This window comes from Archangium minus, from assembly GCF_044360475.1.
Lineage (GTDB): Bacteria > Myxococcota > Myxococcia > Myxococcales > Myxococcaceae > Archangium > Archangium minus.
On record NZ_CP043494.1, the window covers coordinates 11,585,354 to 11,607,590 of the forward strand.

20 protein-coding genes and 1 pseudogene are annotated in these 22,237 nt (G+C 64.5%); 11 read left to right on the forward strand and 10 right to left on the reverse strand.

Going from position 1 to position 22,237, the window contains the following annotated elements; all coding sequences use genetic code 11:
• Positions 1 to 29: 29 nt before the first annotated feature.
• The 4 genes from F0U60_RS47370 (at position 30) to F0U60_RS47385 (ending at position 3,148) form a co-directional block, all read left to right on the forward strand.
• Complete coding sequence (locus F0U60_RS47370) at positions 30 to 365, forward strand: hypothetical protein (RefSeq protein ID WP_395810530.1); 336 nt, start codon at positions 30 to 32, stop codon at positions 363 to 365.
• Positions 366 to 1,140: 775 nt separating this feature from the next.
• Positions 1,141 to 2,265 (forward strand): ImmA/IrrE family metallo-endopeptidase, encoded by a 1,125-nt coding sequence (locus tag F0U60_RS47375; RefSeq protein WP_395810532.1) that lies wholly within the window; start codon positions 1,141 to 1,143, stop codon positions 2,263 to 2,265.
• Entirely contained in the window at positions 2,262 to 2,837 is a 576-nt protein-coding gene (locus tag F0U60_RS47380) for a hypothetical protein (RefSeq protein WP_395810534.1), read from the forward strand. Before F0U60_RS47375 ends, F0U60_RS47380 begins: the two co-directional genes overlap by 4 nt.
• Positions 2,838 to 2,968: 131 nt before the next feature.
• Positions 2,969 to 3,148: a cupin domain-containing protein gene (locus F0U60_RS47385; protein WP_395810536.1), complete on the forward strand. Its 180-nt coding sequence runs from the start codon at positions 2,969 to 2,971 to the stop codon at positions 3,146 to 3,148.
• A 93-nt stretch (positions 3,149 to 3,241) separates the two neighbouring features.
• On the opposite strand, the gene F0U60_RS47390 is transcribed toward F0U60_RS47385, so the two are convergent.
• The 6 genes from F0U60_RS47390 to F0U60_RS47415 all read right to left on the reverse strand — a co-directional run bounded on the left by F0U60_RS47390 (position 3,242) and on the right by F0U60_RS47415 (position 9,544).
• On the reverse strand, positions 3,242 to 4,003 hold the full coding sequence (locus tag F0U60_RS47390) for a hypothetical protein (protein WP_395810538.1): 762 nt from the start codon (positions 4,001 to 4,003) through the stop codon (positions 3,242 to 3,244).
• A 282-nt stretch (positions 4,004 to 4,285) separates the two neighbouring features.
• Positions 4,286 to 4,774, reverse strand: a complete 489-nt coding sequence (locus tag F0U60_RS47395) for a serine/threonine protein kinase (RefSeq protein ID WP_395810541.1) — start codon at positions 4,772 to 4,774, stop codon at positions 4,286 to 4,288.
• Positions 4,775 to 4,785: 11 nt separating this feature from the next.
• Complete coding sequence (locus F0U60_RS47400) at positions 4,786 to 5,718, reverse strand: DUF2381 family protein (RefSeq protein ID WP_395810543.1); 933 nt, start codon at positions 5,716 to 5,718, stop codon at positions 4,786 to 4,788.
• Positions 5,719 to 6,185: 467 nt separating this feature from the next.
• Positions 6,186 to 6,926 (reverse strand): immunity 52 family protein, encoded by a 741-nt coding sequence (locus F0U60_RS47405; RefSeq protein ID WP_395810545.1) that lies wholly within the window; start codon positions 6,924 to 6,926, stop codon positions 6,186 to 6,188.
• A 14-nt stretch (positions 6,927 to 6,940) separates the two neighbouring features.
• The gene (locus F0U60_RS47410; RefSeq protein WP_395810548.1) at positions 6,941 to 8,377 is read right to left on the reverse strand and encodes a restriction endonuclease fold toxin 5 domain-containing protein; all 1,437 of its coding nucleotides are present in this window, start codon (positions 8,375 to 8,377) and stop codon (positions 6,941 to 6,943) included.
• A 405-nt stretch (positions 8,378 to 8,782) separates the two neighbouring features.
• Complete coding sequence (locus F0U60_RS47415) at positions 8,783 to 9,544, reverse strand: hypothetical protein (RefSeq protein WP_395810550.1); 762 nt, start codon at positions 9,542 to 9,544, stop codon at positions 8,783 to 8,785.
• 168 nt (positions 9,545 to 9,712) lie between these two features.
• Between F0U60_RS47415 and F0U60_RS47420 the strand changes: the two genes are divergently transcribed.
• The 3 genes from F0U60_RS47420 (at position 9,713) to F0U60_RS47430 (ending at position 12,204) form a co-directional block, all read left to right on the forward strand.
• Positions 9,713 to 10,090, forward strand: coding sequence for a nuclear transport factor 2 family protein (locus F0U60_RS47420; protein ID WP_395810552.1), 378 nt, complete (start codon positions 9,713 to 9,715; stop codon positions 10,088 to 10,090).
• A 441-nt stretch (positions 10,091 to 10,531) separates the two neighbouring features.
• A complete protein-coding gene (locus tag F0U60_RS47425) occupies positions 10,532 to 11,968 on the forward strand; it encodes a M16 family metallopeptidase (protein ID WP_395810554.1) in 1,437 nt (478 codons plus the stop codon).
• Positions 11,969 to 12,015: 47 nt separating this feature from the next.
• Positions 12,016 to 12,204 carry a hypothetical protein gene (locus F0U60_RS47430; RefSeq protein WP_395810556.1) on the forward strand — a complete coding sequence of 63 codons (189 nt, stop codon included), beginning with the start codon at positions 12,016 to 12,018 and terminating at the stop codon, positions 12,202 to 12,204.
• Positions 12,205 to 12,324: 120 nt separating this feature from the next.
• Here F0U60_RS47430 and F0U60_RS47435 read toward each other — a convergent pair whose 3' ends face one another.
• From F0U60_RS47435 to F0U60_RS47445, 3 genes are all read right to left on the reverse strand, one after another.
• Complete coding sequence (locus F0U60_RS47435; protein ID WP_395810558.1) at positions 12,325 to 13,122, reverse strand: DUF1963 domain-containing protein; 798 nt, start codon at positions 13,120 to 13,122, stop codon at positions 12,325 to 12,327.
• Between the two features lie 422 nt (positions 13,123 to 13,544).
• Positions 13,545 to 14,264 (reverse strand): Imm52 family immunity protein, encoded by a 720-nt coding sequence (locus tag F0U60_RS47440; RefSeq protein ID WP_395810560.1) that lies wholly within the window; start codon positions 14,262 to 14,264, stop codon positions 13,545 to 13,547.
• On the reverse strand, positions 14,261 to 15,979 hold the full coding sequence (locus F0U60_RS47445) for a Tox-REase-5 domain-containing protein (protein WP_395810562.1): 1,719 nt from the start codon (positions 15,977 to 15,979) through the stop codon (positions 14,261 to 14,263). The genes F0U60_RS47440 and F0U60_RS47445 overlap by 4 nt, the downstream gene beginning before the upstream one ends.
• A 504-nt stretch (positions 15,980 to 16,483) precedes the next feature.
• Here F0U60_RS47445 and F0U60_RS47450 point away from each other — a divergent pair.
• Complete coding sequence (locus F0U60_RS47450) at positions 16,484 to 16,849, forward strand: hypothetical protein (protein ID WP_395810564.1); 366 nt, start codon at positions 16,484 to 16,486, stop codon at positions 16,847 to 16,849.
• 39 nt (positions 16,850 to 16,888) lie between these two features.
• Here the strand turns inward: F0U60_RS47450 and F0U60_RS47455 are convergent.
• Positions 16,889 to 17,053, reverse strand: a pseudogene (locus F0U60_RS47455) (AAA family ATPase); the annotation flags it as partial.
• 369 nt (positions 17,054 to 17,422) lie between these two features.
• Here F0U60_RS47455 and F0U60_RS47460 point away from each other — a divergent pair.
• From F0U60_RS47460 to F0U60_RS47470, 3 genes are all read left to right on the forward strand, one after another.
• On the forward strand, positions 17,423 to 18,112 hold the full coding sequence (locus F0U60_RS47460; protein WP_395810566.1) for a hypothetical protein: 690 nt from the start codon (positions 17,423 to 17,425) through the stop codon (positions 18,110 to 18,112).
• On the forward strand, positions 18,109 to 19,725 hold the full coding sequence (locus F0U60_RS47465; RefSeq protein ID WP_395810568.1) for a hypothetical protein: 1,617 nt from the start codon (positions 18,109 to 18,111) through the stop codon (positions 19,723 to 19,725). Before F0U60_RS47460 ends, F0U60_RS47465 begins: the two co-directional genes overlap by 4 nt.
• A gap of 373 nt (positions 19,726 to 20,098) precedes the next feature.
• On the forward strand, positions 20,099 to 22,237 hold the full coding sequence (locus F0U60_RS47470; protein WP_395810570.1) for a molybdopterin oxidoreductase family protein: 2,139 nt from the start codon (positions 20,099 to 20,101) through the stop codon (positions 22,235 to 22,237).

Here is a 22,237-nt window from a genome sequence, read left to right on the forward strand (position 1 = left end):
ACAGTCCCCGCCTGAGGCATGTCACAGGCTTGTTCAGCGCGGGAGCCGATGACGGCGTGGCCATGCAGAAGACGGCGCGCCTCGTCGCGCGCGTGACGGAGTTGGCGGTCACCGATGGCGACGCCTACGACGTCTGGCCCAGCCCAGGCTGCGACCCCGCCGTCTACAACTGCTACCACTCCCAGCCCGCGGGCACGACGGACTTCGGCCAATGCGGCACCTACCGCCAGGTCCTGCGCTGCACGTACGCGAGCGCCTGCGAGGTGTCCCCCCCAGCCGTTCTCGATCACCGCCGCCGACACCTCGTCCCTGGAGCCCACGCGCGCGGCGTGGAACGTGGGGTCCACCCCCTTGTCCTAGTATGAAATCTCCTCCATCGCAGCCTACGCCACGCCCGAGAGCCCGACCCAGCCGGTGACGCTGCAGGCCATCGTGGAGCACCTCAGGGCGGACCAGTCCCTGCCGTCCTTCACTGACGGCACCGTCACGAACCGCGCGGGCCTGGCGTCGCGCTGCTCTCGCAGCTGGATGCCTACGTCGGCGGCGGCGACGTCTAGGCCTGGTTCTCCGGGGGAGAGGTGGCCTGCCACAACTGCCACGACTTCAAGGAGTGGGGCGTCCTCTTCTACCCGGCCAGCCGCAAGGTCATCGTGCCCGATGGGCACCACGGCTACGACTCCTGAGCCAGTTCCAGCGCCATCTCTTCTGCGGATGACCGCTCGGCGCTGCACGGCCCGGGCGACATCATCCGGCGGGGCATGGCGTTCATCCCCGGGCAGAGGCCCTCCGAGCGCGTGAAATGGTGCGGCGCGCACCACTGTAGCCATGGGGACCATCCTGCTCTGTCCTGGTCGTGTCGCGCGGCCCCCCTAGCCTACCACCTACCCCGTCCCTCTCCCGCAACAGGGCTCCCATCCCGCCTACTCCTCCATCATCCGGATGGCCACCGATTTGGCCGCCAGACTCAGGTGCATGTACTATGAGGGACGCGGCAGGGGACCTGGGCCCTTCTGGGTACCCGCAGCTTCGAACTCAACAACGTCGCGCTGCATATCAGGAACCGGCAGGGTTGGTTGTATGCCAATAGATCTAACAGAGCTTGGTCGAAAGCTCCGCAATATTCGGCAGGAGATTCTCCAGATGTCTGTAGAGGAGGTCTCCGAACACACAAGCATTCCCCCATCAGACCTGATGAAGATGGAGAATGGACTGCTTGAACCGACGGGAGATCAGATTCTAATCCTGTCAGACATCTATAACGAGCCCTTTCAGTACTTCATAACACATCAAAAGTCAGCAACACTGGAAAGAGCCACTGACCTTTATCGGATGCATGGCGACCAATTCAGTCCAAGCGACAGAAAGCAAATACAAGAGTTTCTACTCCTATGTCGGCTCGAGCACGAACTAGAAGCCATGATGGGAGGCCGCCCTCGCACCCGGAATTATGTTCCGACCCCAGACAAAAAGTACAGAAAAGGACATGGGCAAGAGAATGCCGAGAAGTTGAGACGAGACTTTGGCCTGGGAACATCCCCGATCGCAAATGCCTTTCATTTGGCGCGCGAGTTGGGATGTCATATTTTTCGCCGAAAACTCGGCAACTCTAAAATCTCCGGTGTTTTTATGCGACACCCAGAGATCGGGCAGTGCATTCTCGTGAATTACGACGAGGATATCTATCGGCAAAAATTCTCAGCCCTGCATGAACTTGGCCATGCACTTTTTGATACAGACTACAAGGTAAATCTGACGTTCAAGGAAGATCTTGTGTCGGGATTGAAGAGCAGAGGAGCAGACGACAAATACTATCGAGAGGTTCGCGCCAATACCTTTGCAGGAAGACTGCTCATTCCCCCTTCGGCAATCAGCGACATCTCCCTGGGAAGCAGTCCCGAGGAAAAAGCTGACACCATCCTTAAGGTGTGCCTGCATTATAAGGTAAATTATGACGTAGGGCTCATCTCTTTCAAAGATGCTGGCCGCATTGATGATGCCGAGTTTCAAGCCTTGAGGCAAAAGCGAAAAGTTGCGATGGCAAGCAAGGTTGACCCGGAAATCGAGGGGGAGCCCGGGTTGGTCAAGCAGAGAAGATACTACATCTTGGAGCGTGGTCTTTCTCCAGACTACGTCAAAACTTGTTTCGAAGCTTATCATCGAAAGCTTATTTCAATAGGGAAACTAGCCGACACACTGCGTGTAAGTATCCCACAGATCCCACCAATTGCTGCAGCATACGGCGAGCAAATCTGGAGTGAAACATGATTCCAGAAGACTTTGTAGACATCAATGTCATCGACACATGCGCGCTCTGGAATCTGCTCTCATCCGAGACGCTCTTTCGTCGGTCGCGGGCATGTAAACACACGTATATAACCACCCAAACTGTTCTTTATGAATGCTTCATCAAGCCACGGAGCACCCCTGCCACCCCGGCACAGAGCGCACTTCAGGATCGCTTGAACTCTCACTTGGAGACGGGTGCAATTGGAAAAATACCGATTTCAATAGATGATTTGCATGAAGTATCAAAGCTCTCCAATAAGCTAGGTCAAGGCGAACTTTCCTGCGCCGCTGCCGCCAGGAAAATCAGCAAGGCCGTAATGACTGATAACAAACGAGATTTCCTCGCCATCGCTTCGTTGGTAGATGGCAGACTTCAGACAACTCCTCGGTTGTTGGGATGGCTTGTTCTTCGAGATTTTCTCGGCGACGCAGAGGTGGGCGTTATCATTGCGGAACATGAGGCATTTGATGGACCTCTAGGCAAGTGGTACCAGAAGGCCTACTTGGAGGCGTGCGAGAAACGCCTTAAAGATAAGCACACGCCTAAATGAAGTAGCGCACCAGGGCATCCACTGTCTGTGGACTCCCACACCGTACTGCTTCTGAAGCGCCAAGGATTGAATCGAAAAGGCTGCGAGAAGCTCTTGAGTTCAGCTGTCTTCGGCGGTCCTACATTGCGTCCATGGTCGACGAACTGGTGAGGACCCTGGGGCTCGCTCCCCACTTGGAGGGCGGCCTTTATCGGGAAACGTGGCGGACCTCGGTGCCAGTGGATACGCCGCGAGGCAGTCACGCCGAGGCGACGGGCATCTGCACTATGCGCACTGAGTGGCCTCCGGGAAGGTGTCAAAGGACTCGTTGAACTCGTGCCAACACCTCACTCCCTACGAGTCGTCCAAACACCACGTCCTGCCTCCGTGCCGCCCGTGCTGTCACGCCCTGCCCCCCTTGGAGCTCAGGGCATCACGGAGCGCGGCAAAGGCTCCGGCTTCTTCACGGGGATGAAGCACTTGCCCTGGTACTCGGCCGTGTTTCGCGGACAGGGCGCATCCCGCTTGTGTTGGATCCAGCAGCCCCCCCGGATTTCCGTCTCCGTCCCTTCGAGACACGGCGGCTTGCGCTGTTCCTTGAAAGGCGTCTCCGGCATCGGATAGGCAATGACCGCCAGGGAGAGGTCCTGTCCATCCGCGAAGATCGGAGACTCGCCGGGTGCCTCATCCGTCCGCATGGGCTCAGGTTCGCGATGCCAGAGTAACGAAGAGCAGACACCGAGGCCCACCGCGAGCACGGCGACCCCGGCGGCGGTGAGCCACATCCGGGAAGGCCCGGTCCGGCGCACGCGCGAGTCCCTGGGCTCCAGGCGCAGCACAGGCCCGCTGGCGAGGTGGGCCTCTACCTCGTCATCATCCTCCACGCGCTTGAACGCGGCCGTCATCATGACCAGGAGGTTGGTCAGTTCCGACGTGCGCACCGAGGCGGGCGCCTGCTCCACGTCCACCGTCACCGAGTCCCGCTCCGGCTCGTAGAGGAGACGCATCCGGCAGGCCCCCGCGGGTTGCCACTCCACGTCATTCCTCGGAATGAGCTTCAGGGCCGGAGTGCCCGTGGCCACGTTCCGCGCTTCGTGGAGGCGCCCCAGGCGGGAATCCACCTCGTAGCACCTGCCCAGTTCGAAGGGCCCCAGTCCGCCGCCCTTCCCGCTCTTCTCGTCCGCCATGATGAGGTTCCTCCGTGGAGGCTCAAAGGGGAGCGGATTGGACCCGTCAAGTCAAGGAGGACCAGGAGCCCTCTGCGGTCTGTTCGAAGGTGTTCCCCCTCAAGACCGCTCCGGAGGTGTCGAAAGACTCGTTCCGCGCTTCACCCTCCTCCTGGAGAAGGTCATGCTTGAGTTGCGCGGCGTGCCGGATGCGCTCAAGCTGTTAGCCCTCGCCCATCCCATCCGGCGCAGCAAGGACAACTGACGATGTAGCCTCTACTCGCTGGGGAGATAAGAACGCGGTTAGCGAAAAGCATCGACGATGTAGGCCGCCGCAGTAGAACCGTCGAGGATGGCCATTCCGGGCTTCGACTCGGGCCGCTTCCGCATTTGATCCCGGCTGAGCCGGGCCACTGCGCAGATAGGGAACTTCTCGCTGTCTGGTGGATGGACCTCGTAGTACCGGATCACGACCTGAGCGCCGCTCGTCCAGACCTGTCCGTACAAGCGAGTCGTTGATTCGAGCGTGCCGAGGTTCTCCGACAGGATGCTCTCAATCGGCCCGTCGTAGAGCGTGATCTGCCTCGCGTCGAGCTGGTTTGCATCGAGGTCCACCCAGGCGGAATCCCCGACGCGCAGCTTCAGTGCTCGCATCACCGTCTTGGCTTCCTCGGGGCATTCCTGTGGACCTGGAGTGCCATCCGGGCGCAGCGCCACCCCTCCAGTCGTGGTGCAGCCGGAAGCCATCGTGAGCAGGACGATAGAGCTGAGCAGGGCTTTGATCGGGAGCATGAGCGACACTCCTACTGCCGAATCAGCGTGTGATCCATCGTCACGGCCACCTGAAGGAGACCATCCCCACGGAAGATCTGGAGGGCCAGATCGGCGAGTTGCCCCCCGTCCGTCTGGAAGGCGCTCTTGTCCACGACGACCGCGATCTTTCCGGACTGACCGGAAATGATCTCAGGTCGATCCATGCGAAGCGCGAAGGGGCGAGCCGTGTAGCTGGTGAAGTCGCGAGTCAGGTAGGCGCCATCGAATTTCCAGGGCTCGCCGTAGTAGGTGTTCTTCAGGTGAATCACGACCGCCGCCTTCCCGGGGCCCTCGAAAAGCTCAACCTTCATGTCCATGTCCTCGTTTTTCGAGCGCCAGTACCTCTTGCGACGAAACGGCGTCTTCTTCACCTGCCCGTTCGCGAGAAGCGTCGCGTAGGCGTGGTCGATTGAGTTCTCTTCCTTCTTGAACCGCTCGTTCTCCTTGCTCAGTTCGCGCTCTCTCTTGAGCGAGTCGTAGAGGGACGAGAGCACCGCGTTGTAGCTGTCGGGGTCCTTGAACACGTTGACCTGATGGTCAATCCACCCCCAATCCTCGCGACTCGGACGCTTCACGAGGAACGCGAACTCGGTTCCGTCAACGAGCGTCACGAGCAGGGGCACAGCCTCATCGCCGTCGAGATCCCGAATCGGCTCCAGAACCACCTTCCTACCGCCCACGAGCGGGGGCTCGAAACGACCCTCCCAGGCCAGGAGCTTCGTCTTCGCCGGATCGACCTCCTTCTCGAAGCGGAGGGCCGTCACCACCTGCCCGGCAACGTAGATGCCGTGCGCCTCCAGACCCGGGTGATCCGAGACCTTGAGGGTCCGAATCATGATCTTGTCGTCCGAGTCCCTGGCCAGTGCCATGGACGCAACGAAAACGAAGAGCAGGCCATACCTGGTTATCTTGGAGGTTCGCATGCGCTGGTCAACTTAACAGGACGGGTCCAGGGCCTACAAGCTGCTCGTTCCTCGACAAGCGGACCTGCTCAGCAGGAAACGGTGAACCCTTTGGGAGAATGCCTGTGAACACCCGGCGGGCTCACCTGGTTGAACGCGCCTGCTGCCGAAAGCACGCTTTGAGGTGTGCGACGCATCGAAGCACAAGAATCTCTTCCAATGCGGAACAACGAAGGAGACGGCAATGGGTCAGGGTGGTGGCAAGGGTAGTGGTGACCAGGGCAGTGCTGGTAGTGGCAAGGGCGGCGGAGGTGGCCAGAGGGGTGGTGGCAAGAGTGGCGGCGGTGGCAAGGAGGTGGTGGCAAGAGCGGAGGAACGGGACCGGGGAACTGGCCGAGTACGACTGGGAACCCCTCGGGCGGGAACAGGGGCAATAATCCCCCTTCGAAGTAGTTCCGAGCTGCTCCCGCTCATCCTTCTCGGCTTCCCTACGAGTCGTCTGACACCTGCTGAGCCGACCAGGGCTGCAATCGTCGCAGCAGCCCGGCCCGGTCCAATATCTCGTGGACGCGAGCAGCCAGTGTGACGTGCTCCGGGTTGGAGGCGGAGAACCTCTCTGAGGTGAGGATGACGAGAGTGCCCTTGTCCTCCACTGGTTCGATGCGCACAGGAGCTGGCAGTGGAGGCACCGTGCCTCGCAGCCGCGAGAAGTACATCACCCAGCCCACGAAGGTGCCTGCGTACGGAAAACCCTTCACCACCATTTGTCGGTGCGCGTTGCTCGTAACCACGCCCCACTCCGGGTCCCAGGCCAGGGCCATGGCGCGCAGCACCTGGGTCATCACTGGAGTGGTCAGGAGCCGTTCCCCGACAGGGCCTTCATCGAAGGGCTCGAGCAAGCAGTTGGATGGAAGCAAGGTTTCAGTTGAACCGCACGACGCTCCGGCGGAAGAGGTTTCCTCCTGGCTGTCGCCCGTCCACAGCCGGAACCTGAAGCCATCACCGCGCTGGTGTCCCTCCTGTGCGAACAGCGCCTGGAAGCTCGCGGCATTTGGAGTGAACTGGCATTGGCGTGCCTTCTCGAAGGAGTCATCCGGTTGATACCAGCGGCTCCATGCTGGATCGCATTGGCTCAGGAGATGGAAGAAATGCTCCGCGCGTTGTGCGCAAACCGCGGCCGATTCGGGCCGGGCGAGCCAATAGGAGCCAGCGTAATAGGTTTCCATCATTGAACGGCTACTCCTCAATAATATGGAGCCGGGGAAATATGGATGACCTCGATTGGAAGGCCTTCCTTCTCGAAGAGCAGTTTGAGTGCACCCGCGAGTTTCTCTTCGGCGACGATCCACCGGATGGGTGTTCCATTGGCGGCTACAAACTGGCGCTCCGCCTGGTCAAGCAGCTTGTCTCGCCCCTGGAAGTTCCCGAAGAATTCCAGCTTTGTATTGATCCACTGCGCGTAGCCAGGGCCCTTGGCATCGAGGAGAACCCCCTGGTCGAAGCCATCGAAGTCCACATCCTCGTTACCCCGTTTCACGCGGTAGGCGTAGCCCTTGGGAGCCCCCGTCACCTGGGCTTGATAGCTCCGGGCGCTCTCGGACATGGACTCGTTCGTCTGGACCCATTGACCCGGGCCACCGGAGCGGGGCGGCTGAACCTGCACGCCAGCATTGCCGCCTCCGCTCCCCTGTGCCGCCATGATCACGGCATTGGGGGCCAGCGCGATGGTGACGCCTTCGGCACTGATGGCGACCGATTCCACCTGAGCCAGAGCCTTTGCCGAAAATTGGATTTTCAGCTGTCGTTCTGCCACCACCGCTGCCTGCCTGGCTCCAGGCAACTTCGGCAGCGTCGTCGCCATGCCCGCCGCCGTGTTCCCCATGGCCACGGTGGTCAGCATGACGAACGCTCGGGCCGCCTTCTCCCCCATCACATCCCCGAATTTTTCTCCTGACGCACGGAGCTCGTCGAACGTGGTGGCCCGATCCACCTCCTTCATCAGCACCAGCCACCCATCCATCAGACGCCACACCGTGTCCCAGCCCAGGTACGCAATGGCCCCCAGTGTCAGCAGCGCGGCCACGCCCTTGCTCACGGGCTCGGGCATCGCCAGCAAAATCGCATACAGGGTCAGGCCACCGACGACCGTGGCGAGCACCGCCTGGGGGCTCACCAATCGCGCGAGCTCTTCCTTCATGGCCCCCAGCACCTTGTTCTGGGCAATCGCCATGGCCAGAGCGTACCTTGCATCACCATCCAGAATGGGCCTATCCACCAACAGGCGCAGACAATCCCCGGCTCCCCACGTGCGCTCACACCACAGCAGGTAGCGGCGCTTCAACTCCTCGTCTTCTGGCAACAGGCGAAGGTTCTGGTGGCTCCCCGGCTCCGTGGGCAGGAGCCGCGAGTTGCTCGCCTCGTACCGGAACCAGCCGCTTCGTTCGGGCACTCCGAGCAACTGACGGGCGTATTCCAGGGGACGTTCCACCGGAGGCACGGAGGGTGCGTATTCCGCAGCGGCCTCCTTGAGCTCCTCATGGCTCACCTCCACCGGCTCCACGTCTTGGCGCGGGACGTGGACGATGGGCGTGCCCTGGCCCGTGTCCAGGCGGACTGCCTTCGTTGTGGCGCTGCATCCAACGAGGAACGAAGCCAGCAACAGAATCGCCTGGCGTGGCATGTAAAGCCTCCTGGCCATGGCCCCGCTCTCCGGGTGCACAACCAGGAACTACAGGGCAAACATGACATGCCCGTCAATACGGGGGCTTCTCCCTGCACGCCAACACGCCGGGCGCGGGACGCCCACCCGGGCTTCGTCGCGTCCCCGCGCTTCCCGCCGGGGATGAACAGCCAGGAGCACCATCCACCCACCACGCACAGCGCGGCGCAGAGCCACAGCGCGCGATGCACGCCCGCCAGGAAGTCCGTCCCCGACAGCCCGCGAGCCCACTCACACCGGGGGGCCTCCGGGAAGATGTCAAAGGACTTGTTGAACTCGTGCCGACACCTCACTCCCTACGGGTCGTCCAACACCACGTCCTGCCTCCATGCCGCCCGTGCCGTCACGCCCTGCCCCCCTTGGAGCTCAGGGCATCACGGAGCGCGGCAAGGGCTCCGGCTTCTTCACGGGGATGAAGCACTTGCCCTGGTACTCGGCCGTGTTTCGCGGACAGGGCGCATCCCGCTTGTGTTGGATCCAGCAGCCCCCCCGGATTTCCGTCTCCGTCCCTTCGAGACACGGCGGCTTGCGCTGTTCCTTGAAAGGCGTCTCCGGCATCGGATAGGTAATGACCGCCAGGGAGAGGTCCTGTCCATCCGCGAAGATCGGAGACCCGCCGGGTGCCTCATCCGTCCGCAGGGGCTCGGGTTCGCGAGGCCAGAGTAACGAAGAGCAGACACCGAGGCCCACCGCGAGCACGGCGACCCCGGCGGCGGTGAGCCACATCCTGGAAGGCCCCATCCGGCGCACGCGCGAGTCCCTGAGCCCCAGGCGCAGCACAGGCCCGCTGGCGAGGTGGGCCTCTACCTCGTCATCATCCTCCACGCGCTTGAACGCGGCCGTCATCATGACCAGGAGGTTGGTCAGTTCCGACGTGCGCACCGAGGCGGGCGCCTGCTCCTCGTCCACCGTCACCGAGTCCCGCTCCGGCTCGTAGAGGAGACGCATCCGGCAGGCCCCTGCGGGTTGCCACTCCACGTCATTCCTCGGAATGAGCTTCAGGGCCGGAGTGCCCGTGGCCACGTTCCGCGCTTCGTGGAGGCGCCTCAGGCGGGAATCCACCTCGTAGCACCTGCCCAGCTCGAAGGGTCCCAGCCCGCCTCCCTTCCCGCTCTTCTCGTCCGCCATGATGAGGTTCCTCCGTGGAGGCTCAAAGGGGAGCGGATTGGACCCGTCAAGTCAAGGAGGACCAGGAGCCCTCTGCGGTCTGTTCGAAGGTGTTCTCCCTCGGCTCGCAGACTTATTGTGTGTGCGCAGCGCTCAATCGGGTGCGCTATCACGTAGGGAGACGCGGCCATGAATCACAAGGGATTCTTCGACGAGATGTTCGCGCAGGTGGATGCGCTCGACGCGCGCGGTTTCGCGGCGTGCTTCACCGAAAGGGGCGTCTTCCACTTCGGAAACAACGAGCCGGTCGCCGGCCGTGCCCGCATCGAGGACTTCATCCGCGGGTTCTTCGGAGCGATTGGCGGCATCAGCCACCAGTTCGAGAACTGCTGGACGCTGGGGGACCGCGCCTTCGCCAACGGGTTCGTCACGTACGTGCGCAAGGACGGCAGCAAGCTTACCGTGCCGTGGGCGACCATCTCCCGCTTCGAGGAGGGCAAGCTCGCCGAGTACAACGCCTACGTCGACGCGTCGGAGCTCTTCAACCCGCGGAGCGTCAGCCCTTAAGCATAAGAAAGAGGGAAGGCCTGTTGAAGGAGAGGACGACAGCGGAGTCTCGGGGGCGGGACGGTCGAACTTGAACTCCCCGCGCTCGGCACGACGCACGGAGATCCAATGAACCTCCTGCACCTCCACTCGCCGCGCTTGAGCGAGCCCGCCCTGCCAAAGCTTGCAATCGCGCGCGAGCGCCTGGAAGCGCTGTGGCCGGAATGCCCACTGCTTCACGCGGCGCTTCCCGACTGAGGCCCTACGTCGTGCAGACGGGTGTAGGAGGGCATGCAAGGCCCTGCGCGCCAGGGGCCGAGCGTCTCCATGTCTTTGCTCGTGACAACCTGCCGTCGCGGGTTTGGGCACCCCGTGTCCGAGCAAAAGGGATTGCGCTGCTCGGCCATACCGCGCGACCGTGCCGCCCCCACGCGGGTAACCGCGTCCACGGAGGCTTCGTACGTGTCGGCTCTCTCTTCGCATCTCCCCCGGCTGGCAATGGGCAAGGTCCCTCTGCTCGGCCTGCTCCTGCTGCCCTCGCTCGTCATGCAGGGCTGCGCGACGGCGCCATCCGCCGCAGTGAGGCGTGTTCCCTCCGCCACCCGGAAGTTCAAGCCCGTCGCCGCCGCGAAGGTCTCGACCGCGGTCTTCCCCTCGGGAATGCGGCTGGTGGTACGAGAGGACCCCAAGGCGACCAGGGTGTCGATGTATATGTCCTATCGTGTCGGGGCCACGGACGAGCCTGCGGGGAAGGCGGGACTGGCCGAGCTGGCCGCCCGCCTCACTCGGATGGCGCGACACGGCGGGGCGAGTGCCCAGACGCTGGAGGCACGACTCGCGGCCGTGGACGTGACGACGAACAACGTGGTGACCCATGACGACACGGAGCTGTGGGTCACCGTGGCGCCGGCGCACTTCGCCACCGTGGTGGGGCTGGAGGCCCAACGGATGTTGGAGCCCCTTGCGCACGTCACCGGGGAGGACTTCCAGCGGGTGCGCGCACGGCAGACGGACGACCTGTGGGCGCGTTACGAGCGCCCGAACGAGGGTCCTGCCCAGCGATGGCTGTACGAGAAGATGCTGGCGGGCCATGCCTACGGTCGCCCCGTGGGAGGTACGCCCGAGTCGCTCCAGCAGGTCACCCTGGAAGACGTGCGCGCCATCGTGAAGGCGAACTACACCCCGGCCCATGCGGTGCTGGTGGTGTCCGGCCCCCTGTCTCTGGCGGATGCGAAGTTCGAGGTGCGCAAGGCCTTCGCCAACCTCGCGGGCCTGGGCTCCGAGGCGCGAATTCCTCCCGTGGAGCGCACTCCACCCCCCATGCTCGAGGACGTACCCGGGGAAGTCACCATGGAGGTCGTGCGCGGGCCCGTGAAGGTGCCGCAGCTCCACTTCGTGCTGACGCTGCCGGGCCGCTATTCGGGGAAGTACGCCGAGATGATGGCGGCGCAAGAGGCCATGCATTCGTGGATGCAGGAGAATCTCAAACGAGACGAGTATCCGCTCGGCAGGTCCTTCTCGGTGTATCACCAGGAACTGGATGGACTGACGGTGCTCGACTGCTTCGTGGACCTGATGAGGAATGTCCGCGAGGAGGAGGCTCGGAAGCTGGTCCCCAGCATGCTGGCGACGCTCGACGGGCACGTCGACCGGATGACCAAAGCCAAACCGGCCGCCTCCGAGAGCCTGCGCGTGAGCCTGATGGAGGATCTCCACCGTCAGGCATTCACGGCCTCGGCCGTGAACATCGCGCGGGTGTTCCGCGCCACCGGCCGGGCGGACATCCTTCGCCTCCGGGAGGAGCACGTAAACCGGGCGCTCACCTCCAACGCTTTGCCGCCCTACCTGCGTCAGTACGTCCGCGCCGAGCGGGTGCGGACGTTGTTGATTCTCCCTTAAGGACAGAAGGCTCCTCGAGCGGTCCCGCCGTCGTCGTCCCCTCCGGGGTGATCGCCAACCTCATCCGCGAGCGGGAGATGATCGACTCGGAACGCGGGCAGATCCGCAAGATGGAGCTCATCCTGCGCAACCTCCCCGACACGGAGCTCTACAACGACCCGAAGACGGGCGAGGTCAAGTCCCGCCAGCCCCTGCACGAGCTCACCGATGAAGAGCTCGAATTCCTCGGGTTCTGACCGCGGTGGAGCCCGGCGCGCAGCGATGGCACGGGCTCGTACTCCGCCCCTGCCGGGTCGCCGACACTGTCAGAAGAGGAAGTCGGTGGTGAGGAAGTCCGACTCCCGGCGCCGTTCCCCTTACGTGCACTGGATGCGAAGGCCCACCTCGTTGATGTGGACCCGGCACATGAAGAGATAGAGGGTCCCGACGTCCCCCCATTCGGCGTCCACCACGGGACTGGGGGACAGCTGCACCAGCAACTCCATCCCCTGGCCACACGTCCCGCAGTCCGGGGTTTCATCCGGGCCGTTGACCCAATGGGGGTAGCCGCCCAACGCCAGGCCTCGGTTGCGCGTGTGCGAATGGCTCAGGTCCTCCGCCCGTTGCAACTCCCCCGCGGCACGCTCGACGAGGTCCCAATTGGCCCAGGCCTGGCGGGAGCCGCTGGTGCCCGGCACCGCCGCCCAGAGCTCAGGGCAGTGCCGCTCGAAGCCCATCGCATCCGGTAACGAGAGGCCCAACCGGACACGGACAAAATGCTGGGTGAAGGGGGCTGCCCGCGAGCGGAGCACGATCGCGTCCTGCTCCGCCGCATGCGGGTAGGCGCGTACACACCAGGACCGGGCTGGCCCCTGCTCCTTGCCCCAGGGATGGCACTCCCAACAGTAGAAGAAGGTGATGAATGCCACCTCCAGCCGGGGCTCGTGGAGCGCGTCATGGCGGTAGTCCACCTGGCATACGAAGCGCAGGGCCCCGTGGCAGCGGCCGCAACGGGGCCATCTCTCACCCCTGAGTGCGGTTGGCCTGCCGCCGAATTGCGTGCGGAACTTCCTCTCTGGCTTCTGCGCGCGGGCTGCCGGCAACAAGAGCGTGCGCTGGCGCAGCAGGGGCGTGAGCCAACGGACCACATCGGCTCTGTCGAGGGTGGGCTGCATGCCTCGCCAAGATGACTGCCGCACCTTGGTCCTGGCAAGGCTCCAGGCGGTCAAGGTGAGACCAGCGGAGTCTGCTCACGGGCGAGTGTCCGGAGCCGGGCTGCAGAAGGCGGAACTCCACGTCGATGTCACAGGGTCGCGGCACGCCTCGTCCTGGTGGCCAAAATGGGCGCCAGTACGAAGTGTCTGACACCTTCTCGGGTAGAGCCGGGGGAATATGGATGACCTCGATAGGGAGGTCTTCCTTCTCGAAGAGCAGTAAACCCCGATTCGAGGTAGTTCCAGGCTCTCGAACCCAGAGTCACGACGGGCAACACGGCCCCTGCGCCTGCCCCGATTTTGCGGAGGCCACACCCTGGTGACTGGCGCAGGCCGCCTCCCTTGTATGGTCTTCTTAGCAAACGTTGGGCGTCACGCGGCCCTCATGAGAGAACCGGTCGAAGGAGTCCCTTCGAGTCCAGCACCTCCTGAACCCGGCGACCCAGAGTGAGGTGGTCGGCATTGGAGGCGCTGAGTCGCTCCGGCCCGAGAACGATCAGCGAGCCCTTGTCCTCTATGGGCTCAGTTCGGACAGGTGGCGGCAACGGAGGCACCTCCCCACGCGTGCGCGAAACGTACGTGAGCCACCCTGCGAAGCCCCTGGGATCTCTTTCTGGCCGCAGCGACCACCGCAACTCGTCGCTGGCGACGACGCCAAAGACAGGCTCCCACGCGAGCACCATGGCCCGCAGGACGTTCACGAGAACGGGCTCTGTCATCACGCGCGCCCCCTCTGGCTCGATTTCGGGCCATGGGAGGTGCAGCACGCAGCAGTTTGGGTAGGCCCCGGATGCGTCCCCGCACGTGACGCGCACCATGCTCCCTCGTCCGTCGTCAACGTGCCCCGTCCAGGCAGAGAAGCTAAAGCCGTCCTTGCCGAGTTGGTTTTCCTCGGCCCGATAGAAGCGCAGAAGGGTCTCGTAGTTTGGCGTGAACCCGCGCTGGATTGCCTCCTCTGCGGAGTCCGCCTGCTCATACCATCGACCAAGCATCTCGTCGCAGCGCGCGAGGAGCCGGAAGAACGTCTCCGTTCTGCGAGCACACTCCTCCGCGGATTCCAGCCGGGCCGGCCAGTAGATGCCTGCATAGTAGCTCTCCGTCATAGGGCACCCCTCACCGCAGCTCCTTCGTAAACCACTTCGATGCCAAGAAGACCGTCTTGCTCCAACATCTTCTTGAGAATCCCGACCATCCTCTCTTCCGCAACGTACCACCGGATGGGGACTCCATTCGCCACCCTGATCTGGCGCCTCGCTGTCTCGAGGAGCTTCTTGGCGCCCAGGAAATACCGCTTGGGATCGAGCTTCTCGTCGAAATGCTTCGCATAGTTGAACGCCTTGCCGTCCTGCAGAACACCCTCGGAGATGCTGTAGCCGTCGAAGTCCGCCTTCTCTCCATTCCTCCACACGCGGTAGACCCAACCCGGCGGAGCACCTGTCACTTGGCATTGGTAGCAGCGAGAGTCCTCCGACATGCTCTCGTTTGCTGGCTCCCATTTCCCAGGGCCGCCGGAAGGAGGCCACCCACCCCCACCCTGGGCGCCCATGTTGGCCATGTGCAAGACGTAGGTGGCACTCAGCACGTTACCCGCCACGGCAACGGCTCCCCCGACAGGCACCGCAACCAAGCGCACCGTGAGGAGCCCGCCCCCCGAGAGCGAGAACGATGGAACGGTCAGGCTCCCGAACTTCCCTCCCCACGACGCGACCTTCGCAGCCCCCGCCCCCGAGGTCCCCACGGTGAGGACTATTGCCGTGGCCAGCCGCGAGAGGGTGCGCACCTTCTCGGCATGGGGCTTGTGACGAAACTCCTCCCATCGTTGCGGCGAGTTCTCGTAGAGCTGCCTCACCGCGCCTGGGAGCTGCGCGAGTCCCTCCAACGTCTCGCCCGTGTAGAAGACAAGCCGATAGATCCCCTCCACCATGTCCACTACCGCGAGCACCGCACCCTCGGCTACAGCGAGCCCCGGGTCGTCGTCCGGATCGTAGATGCCTGCTGAACGCGCCCCCTCCGGTACCTTGAGTGTCTGGTCCATCGGGAAGAGGCGCCCGCCGTCAATCGCATAGAACGGGCCCACCTCGAAGCGCCCGGCCCGCAGAGTCCCATCCTCGGCCAGCACCACCTCCCCCGCCTTCTGTACCGCGACGCCCGTGGTGGGCTTCACCAGGTAGCCGTCCGGGCGCAGCATCAGCAGTTGTGAGAAGCGCCGCATGCGCGCGTGGAGTTCGTCCCGTGTCACCACCTCCCCACCCGTGGCCACCTCCATGAGCAGGTGAGCTGCCATGCGGCGAAGCGCGAAGTTGCCCAGCGTCACTGGCGTGGAGAGCAGGTGCGGCACCAGTTCCAACGCCTGCCGGGGCGACAGCGTGCGCCCGTCCCTGGGCATCAAGGTGCTCGATACACCGGCCTGCACCAGGAAGCCCTGGAAGTAGTCGAGCGACATGGGCACCTCGAACGGCCGTCCGTTGCCCACTCCATCTGGCCATCCGACGCCCTTCCCCTCCAGTTGCTCCTCCTCGTCCGCCTCACTCGCGCGGCGGTGCCGGGGTCGCTCTGCCGCTCTGCCACCCTCGGCCACGCTCACCTCTGCCGAGATCGCGGTTTCGCGCCCCTCTGCGCTGGCGTCAGTGCCCTCCCGGTCCTCGCTGGCACTCCCCGGCCTTGCCACGACCGCCGCCCGGGCCCCGAAAGCGCGCTCCTCTAACTTGGGACTCGCGCGATGCACCCACCACCGCTGGCGCGCACCGCCCGCCAGCGTTCCGCCCATGGGGTAGCCCGTCGCGCACGCCATCTCCAACCCGAGTACCGCCAGAACCACCGCACGCAGAGCCCACCACGGCCTGTCCCGCGAACTCCGCCGATTCCCAAGCTGCGTACCGCCGCCCGCCCCCCCTACCCCAGGATTCCGGTACTCATTCGCCATGACGCTGGCCTTTCCCCAGGTGCAACAGCCCTGAAAGATAGGATGCTCGGGCTTTGACCTGGGGCCTCCGGGAAGATGTCAAAGGACTTGTTGAACTCGTGCCGACACATCACTCCCTACGAGTCGTCCAACACCACGTCCTGCCTCCATGCCGCCCGTGCCGTCACGCCCTGCCCCCCTTGGAGCTCAGGGCATCACGGAGCGCGGCAAGGGCTCCGGCTTCTTCACGGGGATGAAGCACTCGCCGCATCTGTCAGACTGTGTCTCCAGACTGTGCCTCTATCTTTCAAGGAAGGCGTGATTGTGAGACTGAGAGCAGTGTTCGTTACCTTATCCACCGCCCTGTTGGTCGCCGCAGGTGCTCATGCACAGCCGGCCGCGGCGCCGGCGGACGCCCCGATGTTGACCCAGGTCCAGTTCGCCGGCCAGGCGCTGCAACTGGGCGAACGCGATGGTCGCTGCGTGCTGCTGCGTGGCGAGACGTTGGTGGTGCCGCTGGCGATCTCGGCGCCATGCAGGTTCAGTCCCGACCGCCGCGGCAAGGTGCGCATCGAGCCCTTCAATCGCGGCAGTCGCATCGTGTTGGTGGAGCACGTACGGCCGGCTCCGCGGATGGCCGGCGAGGAGCGGCCTTCTTGCATCAGAGAGTCACAGGCGGTGCGCGAGATCCGCGGCGTGCTGGAAGCCGGTACCGTCATTCCTTCCAGCAGCTGTGGCCACGGACCGACGGATCAGAAGTTGTTCGTCGCCGGCTTCGAGTGGTGAGCGGCCGCCGCGCAGGCGGCGTACGCGTGGCCGTCCTTGCGTGACCCCCAGGGAGTAGAAGTCCGTGCGGTAGTCCAACGCCAGGTTCACCCTCCCCGTCTACTCCGGCGACATGTACGCCAGAGTGCCTTCAATCAGATGGGTCGGTGCCGCGTCCAGGTGCTCCACCTTCTGCAACGTCGCCACGCCGAAGTCGATGAGCCGGCCTGTCGAGGGGTTGAATAGGGCCCACCCACGAGCGACCTGATGTTTTTTGGGATGCCGGCCGGGCCAGTCCCTCTTTTACGCCCGAAAGCCTGGGACAGCCCTGGCCGCCTCGCTCACGGAGTGGAGATGTGCCCATCTGAACTCTTGAAACCCGCAGGTGCCCCTCGCCCTGCCGCACCTCCGTCAGGCGGTTGCGAGAAAATCCCGCATTCGTGCGCACCGCGACCCAGCGTTGGCGCACAGCTCTTGAGTTCCCGGCGGCAGCCTTTCTCGGCCTCTCTGCTCGCAGTGCTACTTGTTCTCCCCCTTGCTGTGCATGCGCAGGGCGGCAGGGGCTCCAAGACCGTTGAGGACAACCTGGCCTCGGTGAATCGTCTGTACGAAGCTCTCGAGTACGAGCGCGCGCTGGAGAAGATCGAGCAGGCCAAACGCATGGTGCCTGGCGTGGAAGCGAGCGTCACGCTCGTGCTCTACGAGGGCATCATCCTGGCTGAGATGATCCGGATGGATGAGGCCAACCGCGCATTCAGGGCGGCGTTGTTTCTCCGGCCGGATGCGAAGCTGCCTGTGGAGGTGGCTCCCAAGCTGAAAAAGCACTTCGAGTTCGTTCGCGCGGAGGTGCAGAGGGAAATGGAGCTCGTTCGCGACATGCGCGAGGCGAAGCAACGGTACGAAGCGGCCATCGCTCAACGGGAGACGAAGCCCGGCGTGCCACCACCGCCAGAGAAGACCTTTGCCTCGCGCTCGCATGCACTCCTTCCCGCAGTCGCGGGTGGAGTTCTCCTGGCGGCGGGAGGGGTGTCCTATGGGCTGTCCAGGAGCGAGCTGTCGAAGCTGCGCGGTGACGACCCGAGGCTCGCCACGTACGAGGACGCACGGGCCAGCGCGTCGCGTGGCAAGACATTGCAGACAATGGGCTTGGGACTCGCGGGGGCGGGAGTGGTGGGGCTGGGCGTCGCGGTGGGCCTGTACCTGCTGGGCGGACCGTCCGAGCCCATGGCACTCGGTGTGAGTACGGATGGAACGTCGGCCTTCGTCCACGGGAGTTGGCAATGACTGCTTCGATTGAGTCGCGATTCATCTTGGGTATGGCGGTGTTGCTCGCCGGCATCTCCGCCTGCGCGGATTTCGATGATGCGTTGATGGACTGGCGCCAACGCAACCCGGAGAACCTGCCGGACGAACAAGCCGGGGTGGACTCCCACTGCAACGGCGTGGCCGAGGCCGGGCTCTTCGTGGATCCGGTGAAGGGCAGTGATGCGCCTGGCAGCTCAGGCTCACCGGACGTGCCCCTGCGCACACTGAGAGAAGCACTCCAACGGCTTCGCAGTGGCCAGGTCCATGACAAGGTGGCCATCTACCTGGCAAGCGGGTCATTCGACGAGGCCGCACTCACCCTGGATGTCCCCGTGTCCCTGTGTGGTGGATATGGTGGGGTCAACGACTGGGTGCGCAGGGAAGGTCAGCGCTCGCGACTTGCGGGTGGCACGGTGGGGTTGACCGTGCGCGACCTGCCCGACGCGGGCATCGTGCTGGAGTCCGTGAGCATCCACTCCGCGAACGGGGTGGCGCCCGGTGAGCCCTCCATTGCATTGCGCGTGCTGCGGTCCTCCGGAGTGAAACTGAGCCACGTCGCGCTGGAAGCGGGCCTCGGGGCGCCGGGCGCGGACGGAGGCTCCGGGACTCCGGGCCAGGGTGGTGCGAACGGAGGCAACGGCAGCGACGCCTATGACACCATCCCGGGCAGCGCCGGCCAGGCAGGAACGACGGCCTGCGCGGGGAGCGACCGCTCGGGCGGGGCTGGTGGAGCGGGCATGACCTCCGGTGACGGCAACGCGGGCAGTCCAGGCAAGCCCAATACGAGAGGCGGGGCGGGGGGCAGCGGTAACGGCGACTTCATCTGCGGGTCGGATGTCGACTCCTGCAATTGCAATGGCTACCCGGGTGGCAACGGGCTCTCGGGAGCCATGGGCGCCAAGGGTCCCTCCGGCGCGGGGGGCAGTGGCCTGGGGACACTGGATTGGGAGGCTGGAGTATGGCGCCCCAGCCAGCAAGGTGGCGCTGGTGGCTCGGGCCTCCCCGGCGAGGGGGGCGGGGGCGGTGGAGGCGGCGGAAGCAGCGACGGCGACAACCCGTTTTTCACTCCCGCAGCCGGTGGTGGCGGTGGCGGTGGCGGTGGTGGTGGCTGCGGCGGCACAGGTGGGAAGGGTGGCGGTGGCGGTGGGGCCTCCATCGCGCTGCTCCTGGTCGATGCTCGGGTGACAGTGGGTGAAGGCACACAGTTGCGCGTGCTCGGCGGTGGCCCGGGTGGCAGCGGCGGCGCGGGTGGAGAGGGGGGCTTGGGCGGCTTGGGCGGTACCGGAGGGACAGGGGGCTTCGAGATCATCTCGGAGAACCAAACGCCCATCGGCAAGACCATCTACAGCACGGGTGGCCAGGGTGGCAGCGGCGGCAAGGGCGGCGGTGGCGGCGCGGGCGGCGCGGGTGGAGGTGGTGGCGGAGGCCCGTCGGTGGGCGTGTGGTGCGGCCCGGATGCCGGTTTCGTCTCCTCCACGACGCTCTCCGAGCAAGACCTTGGGCCCGGTGGGGCCGGAGGCACGAGTCCCGGCGGGAACGCAGGTGCGGCTGGGAGCAGATGGCTGACGTACGACTGCCCTGTCTCCCCATGACGGTACGAGCCTTGCTGCTAGAAAGGCGACATCCGCTTGCCTCCGAGAGCGACAGCCTCGAGGTTACAAAAATGTCGGCCTCCTCCCCTGAGCCTACAATATTGTCGGAACCTCGGAGAGACTCGCTCCGAAGAGCGCAGTGGGCCTTGGCCGCCTCGGCATTCCTGGTGCCAGACAAGATTCCTACATTTTTGTCTGTTCCCAGGCCGGGACCTACAGTTTTGTATCCCGCCCGGCGATGCCCCTGGAGTACCCCAAGGCTCCGGCCCGAAGAGTCAAAGCCTTGTTTTGACTTCTGATTTTCCTCCTCGGGTTGGCCTGATGACTCTCTGCGTCAACGCTGGCGTCCCGTTTGCAAAAAATGCGGGACCGTATGCCTCAGAGTCCCGCGAACCAGGGTGGTGTGGCGACGCATTGCCCGTACTGCGCCTTCCAGTGTGGCGTCCAGCTCTCGGGCGCCCGTGAGCGGGTCGTCGTGGCGGGGAACGAGGCGTTCCCCGTCAACAAAGGGCGGTTGTGCATCAAGGGATGGACGGCAGGCTCCGTGCTCGGCCACCCGGAGCGTCTTCTGACCCCCTGGATACGCAATGCTCGCGGTGTCCTCGCGCCCTCCACCTGGGACGAGGCGCTCGCGCTCGTGGCCACACGGCTCCGCGAGACGCAGGAGCGCTACGGTCGGGACGCGGTGGGCCTCTTCGGAAGCGGAGCGCTCACCAACGAGAAGGGCTACCTGCTCGGCAAGTTCGCCCGGGTCGCACTCGGCACTTCGAACATCGACTACAACGGCCGCTTCTGCATGTCCTCGGCCGCGGCAGCCTCGAACAAGGCGTTCGGTCTGGACAGGGGGCTGCCCTTCCCGCTCGAAGACATTCCCAGCGCCGAGGTGGTGCTCCTGGCGGGGGGAAACATGGCCGAGACCATGCCTCCCTTCATGCAGTACCTCGAGGCACAACGCGCCCATGGCGGTCAGCTCATCGTCGTCGACCCGCGCCGCTCGCCCACGGCGCAGGCGGGCTCCATGCACCTGCGCCTCATCCCAGGCTCGGACACCGCTCTGGTCAATGGGCTGCTGCACGTCCTCGTCCGCGACGGCCTCGTCGACCGCGAGTACATCGCTTCCCGCACCGAGGGCTTCGAGCGGGTCAAGGCGCTCGTGGCCGGTTACTGGCCCGAGCGGGTCGAGCGCATCACCGGGGTGCCCGAGGCCCAGCTCATCCAGGCAGCGCACCTGTTGGGCAAAGCCCGCACGGCCATGATCCTGACCGGCCGAGGCCCCGAGCAGCAGGCTCGCGGTGTCGACAATACGCTCGCCTACATCAACCTGGCGCTCGCCCTTGGGAAGGTGGGTCGGCCCTTTAGCGGGTACGGCTGCATGACAGGGCAGGGAAACGGGCAAGGAGGGCGCGAGCACGGCCAGAAAGCGGATCAGCTCCCCGGCTACCGGAAGATTGATGACCCGGCGGCACGGCGTCACCTCGCGGCTGTCTGGGGTATCCGTGAGGAGGAGCTCCCCGGTCCCGGGCTATCGGCGTACGAGCTGCTCGCATCCATCGGCCAGGAGCGCGGCATCCGGGCGCTGCTGGTCGTCGGCTCGAACATGGTGGTCTCCGCCCCCAACGCGCGCGAGATAGAGTCCCGCCTGCGCTCGCTCGATTTCCTGGCGGTCGCTGACTTCTTCCTCTCGGAGACGGCTGCGCTCGCGGACGTGGTCCTCCCGGCCGCCCAGTGGGCGGAGGAGGAAGGGACCATGACCAACCTGGAGGGGCGCGTCATCCTGCGGCGTCGCGCTTTCGAGCCGCCACCGGGAGTCCGCACGGACATTGAAATCCTCTGTGCGCTTGCTGAGCGGCTTGGCAAAGGGTCGCATTTCCAATTCAACGAGCCACGCCAGGTCTTTGATGAGCTGCGCCGCGCCAGTGCCGGCGGCCCGGCTGACTACGCGGGTGTCACCTACGAACGCATCGCGGCGTCCGGCGGGCTCTTCTGGCCCTGCCCCAGCGAGGACCATCCTGGGACGCCGCGCTTGTTCTCCGAGCAGTTCGCCACTCCGAACGGGCGTGCCCGCTTCCATCCGGTCCAGCACCAGCCTGCCTCCGAGACGCCGGACTCGGACTACCCGCTATACCTGACCACCGGGCGAGTGCTGGCCCAATACCAGTCAGGAACACAGACGCGGCGTGTACCTGAGCTCGAGAGGCTGGCGCCCAGGGCCATTGCCCAGATGCACCCGGCGGCTGCCCGGCGGTATGGGCTCGTGGATGGGGATGAGGTGACGCTCTCCACGCGGCGTGGGTCGGCGCGCTTCACCGTCGACCTGACCCAGCTCATCCGCGAGGACACCGTCTTCGTCCCATTCCACTGGGGAGGCGAGCAGGCGGTAAACCGTCTCACCAACCCAGCGCTGGACCCCATCAGCCGGATGCCCGAATTCAAGCTATGTGCGGTACGCGTTCACGCGTCTGGCATGTTGAGGGACGAGGCAGTAGACGAGCAGGCGAACAATCAGGGGTAG

What these genes read in the sequence shown, in the direction of transcription:
- F0U60_RS47375 (WP_395810532.1), top strand. Translation starts at nt 1,141, where the DNA reads ATGTCTGTAGAGGAGGTCTCCGAACACACAAGCATTCCCCCATCAGAC.
- F0U60_RS47380 (WP_395810534.1), top strand. Translation starts at nt 2,262, where the DNA reads ATGATTCCAGAAGACTTTGTAGACATCAATGTCATCGACACATGCGCG.
- F0U60_RS47385 (WP_395810536.1), top strand. Translation starts at nt 2,969, where the DNA reads ATGGTCGACGAACTGGTGAGGACCCTGGGGCTCGCTCCCCACTTGGAG.
- F0U60_RS47390 (WP_395810538.1), bottom strand. Translation starts at nt 4,003, where the DNA reads ATGGCGGACGAGAAGAGCGGGAAGGGCGGCGGACTGGGGCCCTTCGAA.
- F0U60_RS47395 (WP_395810541.1), bottom strand. Translation starts at nt 4,774, where the DNA reads ATGCTCCCGATCAAAGCCCTGCTCAGCTCTATCGTCCTGCTCACGATG.
- F0U60_RS47400 (WP_395810543.1), bottom strand. Translation starts at nt 5,718, where the DNA reads ATGCGAACCTCCAAGATAACCAGGTATGGCCTGCTCTTCGTTTTCGTT.
- F0U60_RS47405 (WP_395810545.1), bottom strand. Translation starts at nt 6,926, where the DNA reads ATGATGGAAACCTATTACGCTGGCTCCTATTGGCTCGCCCGGCCCGAA.
- F0U60_RS47410 (WP_395810548.1), bottom strand. Translation starts at nt 8,377, where the DNA reads ATGCCACGCCAGGCGATTCTGTTGCTGGCTTCGTTCCTCGTTGGATGC.
- F0U60_RS47415 (WP_395810550.1), bottom strand. Translation starts at nt 9,544, where the DNA reads ATGGCGGACGAGAAGAGCGGGAAGGGAGGCGGGCTGGGACCCTTCGAG.
- F0U60_RS47420 (WP_395810552.1), top strand. Translation starts at nt 9,713, where the DNA reads ATGAATCACAAGGGATTCTTCGACGAGATGTTCGCGCAGGTGGATGCG.
- F0U60_RS47435 (WP_395810558.1), bottom strand. Translation starts at nt 13,122, where the DNA reads ATGCAGCCCACCCTCGACAGAGCCGATGTGGTCCGTTGGCTCACGCCC.
- F0U60_RS47440 (WP_395810560.1), bottom strand. Translation starts at nt 14,264, where the DNA reads ATGACGGAGAGCTACTATGCAGGCATCTACTGGCCGGCCCGGCTGGAA.
- F0U60_RS47450 (WP_395810564.1), top strand. Translation starts at nt 16,484, where the DNA reads ATGTTGACCCAGGTCCAGTTCGCCGGCCAGGCGCTGCAACTGGGCGAA.
- F0U60_RS47465 (WP_395810568.1), top strand. Translation starts at nt 18,109, where the DNA reads ATGACTGCTTCGATTGAGTCGCGATTCATCTTGGGTATGGCGGTGTTG.
- F0U60_RS47470 (WP_395810570.1), top strand. Translation starts at nt 20,099, where the DNA reads ATGCCTCAGAGTCCCGCGAACCAGGGTGGTGTGGCGACGCATTGCCCG.